This window comes from Kordiimonas lipolytica, assembly GCF_001550065.1.
In genome coordinates this window covers 212,769-224,145 of record NZ_LRUB01000011.1, presented here as the reverse complement: position 1 = coordinate 224,145, position 11,377 = coordinate 212,769, and the positions used below count along the sequence as shown (strand labels likewise).

Annotated in this window: 8 protein-coding genes; 5 read left to right on the top strand and 3 right to left on the bottom strand. The window is 55.5% G+C overall.

Annotated features, from left to right (window positions below; translation table 11 throughout):
* The 5 genes from KORM41_RS05570 (at position 1) to KORM41_RS05550 (ending at position 6,089) form a co-directional block, all read left to right on the top strand.
* Positions 1–2,925, top strand: coding sequence for a bifunctional [glutamine synthetase] adenylyltransferase/[glutamine synthetase]-adenylyl-L-tyrosine phosphorylase (locus KORM41_RS05570; RefSeq protein ID WP_068145778.1), 2,925 nt, complete (start codon positions 1–3; stop codon positions 2,923–2,925).
* A gap of 33 nt (positions 2,926–2,958) precedes the next feature.
* On the top strand, positions 2,959–3,423 hold the full coding sequence (bcp, locus tag KORM41_RS05565; RefSeq protein WP_068145775.1) for a thioredoxin-dependent thiol peroxidase: 465 nt from the start codon (positions 2,959–2,961) through the stop codon (positions 3,421–3,423).
* 8 nt (positions 3,424–3,431) lie between these two features.
* On the top strand, positions 3,432–4,259 hold the full coding sequence (locus KORM41_RS05560) for a ferritin-like domain-containing protein (RefSeq protein ID WP_068145772.1): 828 nt from the start codon (positions 3,432–3,434) through the stop codon (positions 4,257–4,259).
* 137 nt (positions 4,260–4,396) lie between these two features.
* The gene (locus tag KORM41_RS05555) at positions 4,397–5,656 is read left to right on the top strand and encodes a M23 family metallopeptidase (protein WP_068145770.1); all 1,260 of its coding nucleotides are present in this window, start codon (positions 4,397–4,399) and stop codon (positions 5,654–5,656) included.
* Positions 5,634–6,089 carry a bactofilin family protein gene (locus KORM41_RS05550; RefSeq protein WP_068145768.1) on the top strand — a complete coding sequence of 152 codons (456 nt, stop codon included), beginning with the start codon at positions 5,634–5,636 and terminating at the stop codon, positions 6,087–6,089. The genes KORM41_RS05555 and KORM41_RS05550 overlap by 23 nt, the downstream gene beginning before the upstream one ends.
* Positions 6,090–6,164: 75 nt before the next feature.
* On the opposite strand, the gene prfB is transcribed toward KORM41_RS05550, so the two are convergent.
* The 3 genes from prfB to KORM41_RS05535 all read right to left on the bottom strand — a co-directional run bounded on the left by prfB (position 6,165) and on the right by KORM41_RS05535 (position 11,104).
* Positions 6,165–7,293, bottom strand: a protein-coding gene (prfB, locus tag KORM41_RS05545) for a peptide chain release factor 2 (protein WP_156431907.1) whose coding sequence is annotated in 2 segments (ribosomal slippage) — positions 6,165–7,223 and positions 7,225–7,293 — 1,128 coding nt in all. Because the reading frame shifts where the segments join, the coding sequence is not laid out codon by codon here.
* Between the two features lie 42 nt (positions 7,294–7,335).
* Positions 7,336–9,861: a penicillin-binding protein 1A gene (locus KORM41_RS05540; RefSeq protein ID WP_068145763.1), complete on the bottom strand. Its 2,526-nt coding sequence runs from the start codon at positions 9,859–9,861 to the stop codon at positions 7,336–7,338.
* An 88-nt stretch (positions 9,862–9,949) separates the two neighbouring features.
* Complete coding sequence (locus KORM41_RS05535; protein ID WP_231727160.1) at positions 9,950–11,104, bottom strand: N-acetylmuramoyl-L-alanine amidase; 1,155 nt, start codon at positions 11,102–11,104, stop codon at positions 9,950–9,952.
* Positions 11,105–11,377: the final 273 nt, after the last annotated feature.

The window sequence follows — 11,377 nt, the reverse complement described above, 5'->3', positions numbered from 1 at the left end:
ATGTCACATCCGACACATACACTACCGAAAGCTTATTATCAGGATAAAGCTGACGAAATTTGGGCAGCTTTGATTGATACTGATTCTGCGCTCAAAACAAACGAAGACGCCCGTGCACTGGCGAACGCGCTTTTTGGACACAGTAGCTTTCTCTCAAGCATTGCTCGCCGCAGACCCAGACTCGCGGCAGATTTTCTTAAAGGGGAACCGGACGCGCATTTTGAAGCCATTCTGGCGGACCTCAAAGCGGAGCGACCGGAAGGCGAGAAAACACCAGACCTTATGGCCTTCCTGCGTGAAAGCAAAAGTGCCGCAGCGTTCCTTACCGCGGCAGCAGACGTCGCCGGATGGTGGAGCCTTGAACAAGTCACCGCTGCCCTCAGCCGCTTCGCCGATGCTGCACTTGAAATCTCGCTCGCCCACCTTTTGCATGCCCGCATGAAAGTAGGCGAACTGGCTTGGCCAAATGGCAACGTGCAGCCCGTCAGCCCAAAGTTGGCGCAAAATTGCGGCTACTTCATTCTTGGGATGGGAAAGCTGGGCGCCTTTGAGCTCAACTATTCTTCTGACATCGACCTGATCGCACTCTATGACGCCGAAAGGGTCCACTACACCGGCAACAAAACGCTGAAGCAATGCTTCATCCGGCTGACGCAGGAACTGATGCAAATCATGGAAACCCGCACGATGCACGGTTATGTGTTCCGTACAGACCTACGCCTCAGGCCTGACCCGGGCGCAACACCGGTCGCACTGTCCGTTGAAGCCGCCGAAACCTATTACCATTCCATGGCCGTAAACTGGGAACGGTCTGCCATGATCAAGGCACGCGTGGTTGCAGGCGACCAGACTTCCGGCAATGCCTATCTGGAGACCATGGCACGCTGGATCTGGCGCCGGAACATGGATTTCGCGGCCCTCAATGACATTGCAGCGATCAAGAACCAGATCAATCGCCACTACGGCCAGACCCAATCGGCCTTCCGGGGCTATAATGTTAAGCTCGGCTATGGCGGCATTCGGGAAATTGAATTCTTCACCCAGATCAACCAGTTACTGCACGCTGGCCGGCACCCCGCGCTCCGGCTCAGGGGCACGCTTGATGCCCTGGATATGCTGGCGATGGACCAGATCGTTGACGGCAAGATCCACAAGACCTTGTCAAACGGGTACCGGTTCCTGCGCACCCTTGAACACCGCATTCAGATGATGAATGACGAACAGACCCACGATATCCCAGACGACGATAATCGGTTCGACTGCCTGGTATCCTTCATGGGGTACCCTGATGAAGCCAGCTTCAAGGCCGCCGTCATGGAACACACCAAGGCGATCAGCACCATTTATGACGCCCTGCTGCCGGAGGACGACACAGTAAGGAGCGACGGCTATTCGGAAGGCGACCTGCCTGCAACACTTGAAAGGCTGGGTTTCGATGACCCAGAAAATTCAGCCGCCGTCATTGAAGGCTGGCGCCGCGGCCGACACCGGGCACTGAGGACGGAACGCGCCAAACGCTTGCTGGAACAGATACTGCCTGGGCTTCTTGATGCCTTTTCCGGTACGGAAAACGCTGGAAGTGCCTTAACGCGATTTGATAGGTTCATCTCCCAACTGCCTGCTGGTGTTCAACTTTTCTCACTTCTACAGTCCAACCCTACTCTATTTCAGCTTTTGGCACGGGTGATGGGCCTAGCGCCCGCCCTTGCCGAAGCCCTTGGCAAGAAACCGGACCTGTGGGACGCCGTGCTGGAGCCCGGCTTTTACGCACCGTTGGAAAGCGAGGAGGAACTGAGGGAAAAGCTTGAGGAACTACTTGATAGCGCGCACGACTATCAGGATATCCTTGATATCGTGCGCCGCTTTGTGGCTGAACACCGCTTCCGCATTGGTGTGCAGCTTCTGGAATCGCTTGCCAGCGTTCGGGAAAGCGGCGAGGCTCAGACCCGCCTTGCTGATATCACGCTGAAAGCCCTGACCAAACGGGTGGAGGAAGAATTCGCCGCCAAGCACGGTCGGTTCGAGGACGGCGGCATATCGATTGTTGCCATGGGCAAATATGGTGGCGGCGAGCTGACCCATACATCAGACCTTGATGTGGTGTTCCTTTATCATGTGCCAGACATGGACAGCATGTCTGACGGCGACAAACCCCTGATGCCAAGCCAGTATTTTTCCCGCCTGGGGCAACATATCATCACAGCGATCACGGCCTTGACGCCCGAAGGTCGGCTTTATGAAGTGGATACGCGCCTCAGGCCATCCGGTAGCCAAGGGCCTCTGGTGGTCACTCTCAAGACCTTCGCAGACTATTACACCGGCGCCGCCTGGGCCTGGGAACATATGGCCCTCACCCGCGCACGTGTCATTCTGGCGCCAGACAGCATGCGCCAACCGCTTATTGACACCATCATATCCGTGCTGACCGCACCGCGGGACGCAGATGAGCTCTTGCGCGCCGTCAATGACATGCGCGGCAAACTGTTCGATCAGTTCGGCACAGCCAACCCGTGGGCCATCAAACACACCCGTGGCGGGCTCGTGGACATGGAATTCATCTGCCAATATCTGATGCTACGCGAAGGCAACCGGGCAAAAGAGATATTCCACCCGCAACTTGACGAAAGTATCAGCCGTCTTGCCGCATCAGGCGCCCTGACCAAGGAACAGGCTGACAGGCTCCACGGTGGGCACGAATATATGCAACAGGTCCAGAGCCTGCTTCGCCTTTGCCTGGGGGGCAGTCCCTCAGCAGATGAAGCGATACCAAGGGCGCTTCGAACCACGCTTTGCCGCGCGACAGGCGCGTCAAGTTTCAACGATCTAAAGGCTGAGCTGATACGTAGGCAATCAGACATATACAGCCTGTTCCAAACTATGATAGAGGAACCTGCAAACGCCCTACCGGCCACCGATCAGGGATGATCAAGGCCAAAGACCATAAACGGAGGACAAGACGTGAGTGTTGACGTTGGCGATAAAGCCCCTGCCTTTTCCCTGCCCGCTGATGGCGGCGAGACCCTTTCGCTGAGCGACTTCAAGGGCAAAAAGGTGGTTCTGTATTTTTATCCGAAAGACAGCACGCCCGGCTGCACCACAGAAGCCAAGGATTTTTCTGCATTGATCAGCGACTTTGAGGCTGCTGGCGCCGTGGTTCTCGGCATGTCGAAAGACAGCGTACGCCGCCATGACAACTTCATCGCCAAATCAGAGCTGAAGGTTCGCCTTGTATCAGACGAAGAAGGCAAAACCATCGAAGATTATGGTGTCTGGGTTCAGAAAAAATTGTATGGCCGCGAATATATGGGTATCGAACGCGCCACCTTCCTGATCGATGGTGAAGGCACGATCCGCGAAGTATGGCACAAGGTGAAGGTTAAAGGCCATGCTGAAGCCGTTCTTGAAGCCGTGAAAGCAATCTAATATAGCCGATGTCCAACGACTGGAAAAATATTAGTGAAGCCGCTGTCGCCGTGCTTAACACCGCTAGGCCGAGGGAAAAAGCCGAGACGGCCCGCCTTGCTGCAGCCAAGTGGCGGAGCGGCACACTTCCACTCAAGTTCACCACCCAGCCTCCCCTGCGCCCCGCGCGCCCGGACAAGCCTGTGCTGATGATGCCAGCGGACATGCCAAAAAGGCGCAAAGGCGGTACAGAGGGCAACCGCCGCGCACTTCTTCATGCCATTGCCCACATTGAACTGAACGCGATTGATCTGGCGTTTGACCTTGTGGCACGCTTCGGCGACCTGATGCCCAAGGCATTCACGGACGACTGGGTCCAAGTGGGTGACGATGAAGCACGCCATTTTGCGCTGGTCAGCGCCCGCCTGAAGGCACTTGATTGCTACTATGGCGACCTGCCGGCCCATGACGGCTTATGGCAGTCCGCCATGGACACCAAGGACAGCCTGCCCGCGCGCCTTGCCATTGTTCCTATGGTGCTTGAGGCCCGCGGCCTTGATGTCACCCCGAAAATGATCGAGCAGTTCAAGCGCAGCGGCGACGACGTGTCTGCCGATGTACTGCAGACCATTTACGAAGAAGAAATCGGGCACGTCAGCGCAGGAACCCGCTGGTTCAAGCATCTTGCCAAACAAGGTGGACTTGACGACAAGGCATGGTTTCAGGAACTGGTAACCGAGTATTTCAACGGCAGCCTGAAGCCACCGTTCAACAAGCCCGCCCGCAACCGGGCCGGGATGCCCTGCTCCTTCTACGAGCCACTCGCGGATCTTCTATCGGATGGACAAGAGGCTTGACCAATTGCCCGAAATTCGGTGGAATGGCAAAAAACTACTATAAATTATACCTTTATTAGCTTGACGCATGCCTATATAGAGGAATGGCTTTCGAGCAGGGACCAACAGGGTGAGGACACGCACTGCGTGGATGGTTTTTGAGTAACGATCTGACTTTATTAGAGAAATTCCAGATCTTCCGGCAAAAATATTTTCCGGAGCGCCAGCTGTTTTTGCGCAGCGAAGGCCGCGTTCGCTTTGTAACCTTTTCCAGCAATTTCCAGATGGCGACCTCATCGGCCGTACTAGTTGCGCTTGGTTGGGGGCTTGTGACCTCCTATCATTATCTGACACGCGACCAGGTGCTTGAAGCCAAAAACCGCACCATTACCACCATGTCTGCGCAGTATGAATCGCTTTCAAACGACTTTTCCGCGCTTGAGATGGAAGTGGAGCGTAAGGCAGAGCAGCTTGAGACCCGTCAGCGTTTGCTGGAAGAAATGGTTGGTGTTGACGGAAATAGCGCGCCTAGGCCTGTGAATGCTGAACCAGAAGCGGCGACCAGCGATAAAGCGCCAGCTCCCAACACGTCAATGACAATTGGCGAAAAACCAAGCTTTCTCGCCGAAATTCTTGGCGCAGGTACCGCACAGGCTGCGATCCTTTCAAACACAGATCGCCGCAAGAATCTTCTTGCGCGGCTTGAGCAGATGCAACACCGGCAGCAGTATCTGGCGCACGCTCTCCTGAGCGATGCCGAAGCGCAGATTGCCAAGATTGACCAGGTGCTTGAACCCACCAAGCTCGACAATGAACAGCTTCTTCAAAAGGCTGAGACCATGGTTACTGCCATGGGCGGCCCTTTTGTACCTGAGCAGGATTTTCAGCCTGTTTTCGATGAAAACGACCACGACACCTTCCTGCAACTGATCAATACACGCCAACGCCTTGAGATGGTCACAATGGTGCTCAATAGTGTGCCCGTCGGCCAGCCAGCGGAGAAATATTACCTCTCCAGCAAGTTTGGTCGACGTAAAGACCCGCTTAAAAAGACCTGGGCCAGCCACTATGGACTTGATCTGGCTGGATGGCCAGGCACTGCGATTAACGCGACGGGTCCAGGAACCGTTGTTCATGCCGGCTGGTTTGGCCCGTACGGCAACATGGTTGAAATAGACCACGGCAACGGCTTCAGGACACGTTACGGCCACATGCGCAAGGTACGGGTCAAAAAGGGAGATGAGGTAACTTTAGGACAACGCGTCGGCGACATGGGAAAAACCGGAAGGGTTACAGGCACCCACCTTCATTATGAAATCTGGTTCGATGGCGAAGTACGCGATCCAATGCCTTTTATGAAAGCAGCAAATGATGTTCTCGAAATCCAAGGAAGAAATGAAGAAACCAGTCAGCAATAGCACGCCGACGCCCCGCTCGGGCGCAGCGACCCCCCCTTCCCTCATTGCTTCAGACGTCCAGATCGATGGTAATGTTCGCACAGGTGGCGAACTGCAGCTCGACGGCCATATTACAGGCGATGTTTCGTGTGGCGGCCTTGTTATGGGCGAAACCGGTGCGGTTAAAGGCACCATCTCTGCCGACAGCGTCACCATTCGCGGCACAGTGAAGGGTGAAATTCGCGCCCGGTCCGTACGTCTTGAGAAGACCGCCATTGTCGAAGGCGACGTGATCCACGAAAGCCTGTCCGTTGAAGCAGGCGCCAAGCTGACAGGCCGGTTCGCGCATTCGTCCAACCCGTCTGAGGGCAAGTCAGCAGTAGCAGGAACTACAGCCAAGGATGAGACGGCAGAGACACCGTCTTTCGTAAAGGCAAAGCCAGCCGCTGAATAAGCTGGCTATCTGATCGTTTAAAAAAGGCGCCTCACTGGGCGCCTTTTCTTTTTTGGTTTAGGTGTAACCGAATAATCAATCGATGTCGGAGACTTCCGCGTCTGTCCCGTGCACCCGTGCCGCAAGCGCTGCCGCCATGAAGCGATCAAGGTCTCCGTCCAGCACCTTATCAGGCTGGCCAGATTCCTCGCCTGTACGCAGGTCTTTCACCATCTGATAAGGCTGCATCACATAGGACCGGATCTGGTGACCCCACCCGATCTCTGTTTTGGTCGCATTAACCGCATTGGCTTCTTCTTCACGGCGCCTCAGCTCTGCCTCATAAAGGCGGGCTTTCAGCATGCTCATGGCAGCTGCCCGGTTTTTGTGCTGCGACCGCTCTGCTTGGCACTGCACCACAATGCCGGATGGTTGGTGCGTGATCCGCACTGCACTATCTGTGGTGTTCACATGCTGCCCGCCCGCGCCAGACGCCCGGTAAGTATCAACCTTCAGATCGCTCTCGTTAATATCGATTTCGATACTGTCGTCGATCACAGGATAGACCCAGACCGATGCAAAACTGGTGTGGCGCCGCGCGTTGCTGTCATAAGGCGAAATCCGCACCAGGCGGTGAACGCCGGATTCGGTCTTCAGCCAGCCATAAGCATCCTCGCCCTTCACCTGGATGGTCGCCGACTTGATGCCGGCTTCTTCGCCCGGCATATATTGAACGGTTTCAACCTTGAACCCGCGCTTTTCAGCCCAGCGCATATACATGCGGTGCAGCATAGATGCCCAGTCCTGGCTTTCCGTGCCGCCGGCGCCCGAATGGATTTCAACGTAGGTGTCGTTGCCGTCTGCCTCGCCGGACAGCAGCGCCTTCAGTTCGGCGTCCTTGGCCTTTTCGGCCAAGCCCTTGATCTGCTCTTCGGCTTCGGCTGCCATATCCTCGTCGCCCTCCATCTCAGAGAGTTCCAGGATTTCAAGCGTGTCCGCGAGATCAGTCTCAATGCCCTGCACAGCCTTGATGGCGTCATCAAGCTTGGTCCGCTCGCGCATCAATTTCTGTGCATTTTGAGGGTCGTTCCAAAGATCAGGGTCTTCAGCGAGAGCGTTCAGCTCCTCAAGCCTGAGTAAAGCCTGATCCCAGTCAAAGATGCCTCCTCAGCAGTGCCATTGACTGCTGGAGTTGGTCGACGGTTGCCTGAGCTTCCGCACGCATAAATACTTCCTTCGTTACTTAATTTGCTCAGGGTGAACCGGATCAGTAGATACCGCCGGTACCCTTACGAATTGTGCTTTTGGTTTTACCGGTTTCAAGCGAGCCGTCAAGTACTGCATATTGGCCAACACGGGGTTCGGTCCCCGGCTTGAAGGCTTCCAGGATCACATCTTCGTCTTCGAGGGTAGCAGGCTGGCCGGTTTTGGCATTGACGCGCACCAGACGGATACCGGAAGGCATCCGGAACGGCACACCGGGCTCACCTTTGAGCGCGTCTCGCATGAAATCACGGAAGATAGGCACAGCCACGCTGGAGCCCTCTTCATACTGTCCAAGGGACCGTGGGCGGTCAAACCCGGTGAACACACCAACGGCGAGATCGGCTGAAAAACCAACGAACCAGGCATCGGTAGCATCATTCGTTGTACCGGTTTTGCCCGCAAGCGGTTTACCAAGAACGCGAATCTTCCGCCCCGTACCATTTTGCACAACGCCTTCCAACATGGACACCATTTGATAGGCAGTCTGCGGGTCCAACACCTGCTCGCGGTCGTCAGGAATCTCGGGCTCAAGCGTCGTCTGGTCCCAGCGGATGGTGCATTCAACGCAGTCACGTTCATCATGCTTGTAGATGGTACGGCCGCGCCGATCCTGGATTCGGTCTATCAGGGATGGCTTGATCTGCTTACCGCCGTTCACCAGCATGCTATACGCGCCCGTGAGCTCAAGAAGCGTCACCTCAGACGCCCCAAGCGAGGACGCAAGCGTCGGCTCCATTTTCTCTCCGATACCGAACTTCTCGGCATATTTCAGCACCGTGGGCATGCCCAGGTGCTGGGCCAGCCGGATTGTCATCAGGTTCTTGGATTTCTCAATGCCGAACCGAAGCGTGCTGGGTCCATAGAACTTGTTGGAACTGTTCCGCGGCTTCCACTTGCCCTGCCCTTCACCCTGGTCGATCACAAAAGGTGCGTCGAGCACCAGGCTCGCGGGCGTGAAGCCGTTATCGAGTGCGGCAGCATAAACAAAGGGTTTGAAGGCAGAGCCTGGTTGGCGCTCGGCCTGAACCGCGCGGTTATACTGACTTGCGTCATAGTCAAAGCCGCCTACCATGGCCAGAACACGCCCGGTATGCGGGTCCATCGCCACCAGCGCGCCTTCAATTTCGGGTATCTGCCTGAGGCCATACCGCGTCACAGGCCCCAGCGGTTGTCCCTTTTCATCAAGGAAGCCCGTGATTTCATATTCGTCGGTATAAATGCGCTCCACAGCAACCACGCTGCCAACCGCCAGCACCTGTGCCGGGTCGGTGATCTTCGGGCCTAGCCGCTCACCTTCACGCCAGGGTCGAGCCCATTTGATTTCATCCAGATGGATAAAGCCGTAGCTACCGTCCTTTAGGCCGATGATTGCACCGTCTGCCCGCACTTCATGGACTGCTGCAAGCTGCCATTCCTGATAGCCGAGGGGCCGTTTGATTTCCTTGAGCGAGTCCCGCCAATTATTGTCGACCACGATCTTGCCAATAGCCCCGCGCCAGCCATGCCGGCGGTCATAGGCCACAAGGCCATCCCTCAGCGTCCGCTCGGCAATCGCCTGCAGGCGAGGCTCGAGCGACGTACGCACAGACAAACCGCCTTCATAAAGCTGCTTGGTGCCATACATGCGCCCGACCCGGCGGCGCACTTCTTCTTCGAAGTGTGCGGCTTCAAACCGGGCTTGGTCGGTTTCAGTCGCCATCACAAGGTCTTCGGCGATCGCTTGCTTGTATTCATCATCCGTTATGTAGCCAAGGTCCAGCATGCGCGACAGAACCCAGTTCCGCCGCCCCACAGCACGTCCCTTGTGGCGCACAGGGTGGTAATTGTGTGGTGCCTTCGGCAATGCCGCGAGATAGGCCATCTCGGCAATCGTCAGCTCATTAAGCGCCTTGTTGAAATAGTTTTGCGCCGCTGCGGCAACACCGTAGGACCGGTTGCCGAAGTTGATCTCGTTCAAATAAAGCTCAAGGATATGGTCCTTTGAGAAGGCCCGTTCGATCCTCAGCGTCAGGATCATTTCCTTGATTTTACGGTCCAGCTTCTGGTCAAGCGTCAGAAGGAATGTCCGTGCAACCTGCTGGGTGATGGTCGATCCGCCCTGCAGCGGCCTACCCTTGATCACATTCAGCACGTTTCTAATGTTGCCCCGCACCATGCCCATGTAATCAAGGCCATTGTGTTCGTAGAAGTTTTTGTCTTCGGCGGACATGAAAGCGTGGATCAGTTGGTCGGGTACCGCATTGATCGGCACGAACACGCGCGGCTTGCGCGCATATTCGGTCAGCAGGCTACCGTCGCCCGCATGCACCCGGGTGACCACAGCAGGCTCATATTGCGCAAGCTGACGATAATCCGGCAGGTCACGACCGTAATAGATGATCGCCCAAACGATCAGGATACCAACAGAAACCGTACCAACAGCGCCCAAAATCAGGCCGTACTTCAGTAACCGCCGCCACAAAGGCTTCTTGGCCTTTTGTGCGACTTTCTCTGTCGTGTCTTTCTGATTGTTGTCTGTGTCAGCCATAGTATCTCAAACGCCCACATAGCGCGGGTAAAATGCAAAAAATGTCCCATGCCATAGATGGCAACAGAATGTGTCGCAGATAAGGCAATTAGCGGCCTAGCGCTACCATTTGCTCGAAATACCGGTCAATTGCCCGCCGCACAGCCTTGGCGATGCGGCGCTGGCCGTCACGGCTATTGAGAAAACGCGCATTCTGCTTGTTGGTAAGGTAGCCGGCTTCCAGCAGAACAGACGGAACGTCTGGCGCCTTCAACACGCCAAGGTTTGCGAACCTATGACCGCGCCTGAGCATCGGCACATCCCGCTCAAGCTCAGAGACCAGAATAGCTGCAAACTGCGCAGAAAAGTTCATGGTTTCACGCTGCGCCAGATCGATCAGGATCGATGACACCTCGTCATCTGCCTGCTCAAGGTTCACGCCTGCAATCACATCTGATTTGTTCTCGCGCGCTGCCAACCGAGCCGCTTCCTTATCCGATGCCGTCTCTGACAGGTTATAGACACTGGCACCCGACACATTCGGCTTACTGATAGAATCCGCATGGATACTGATGAAAAGGTCTGCACCATGCCGTCTCGCGATCCGGAACCGCTCACGCACCGGCCAGAATATGTCACGGTCGCGGGTCATCCGAACGTCATAGCGGCCCGTTGCGTTAAGTTCGTCTCGCACTGCGCGCGCTATCGCAAGGACAATCACCTTTTCATGGACACCAATAACACCCAGGTTGCCTGGATCAGGCCCGCCATGGCCTGCATCAATAACAATAATCCGCTTGCCGGTTACGCTGCGGCGCGGACTAACCACATCAGGCGTCGCCTTGGAAACCATAACCGGTCGCGCCTTCTTGCTGTCTTTTACAGCAGTGAGGAACTGGGTTCGCGATGTGGTTTCCAGGTCAATGACCAACCGGTGGCCATAACCGCCACGCGGCGCCAAGTGAAAAGACTTTTTGACAATGGCCGGGGCCTTAAGATCCAGTACGATACGGTAAATGCCCGGTGCAAATAGCCCGTGACGGAAGCCGTCGACGGCCCCTTCCCCTTTGACCTTGTCGCTTGCGCGCCAATCGGCCTCTGGCAGGTCAATCACCACACGGTAAGGATCAGCAAGCAGGAAGATGCTGGGTTCGGCCTTTTCCGACACATCTAGCACAAAACGGGTCACTTCCCCGTTCTGGCCAAAGCGGATGCCGGAAATATCGATATCTTTTGCAAGAAGCGCACTCGTTCCAGCAAGCATAAGGCTGAGGCACAGAAACAGTCGCATTATTCTACGCAAAACCACACTCTTCCCCGAAAAAACAGGTCAATTCATAGTGACTATTGTCATCATAGTATGAATAACGGCTTAATCGCTCAAGAGAAACAAATCCCATCCGTCTTTCCTGTCCTTATACAGTTTTATTGCCGAGATGGAACAATTTCGATTGTAAAGCATCTTGGGTTTCACTATTTTAGCTTTGCGAGTTTATCGATCGGCCGCTTTAGGCGGCAGGTCGCGGTCTTGACGGGA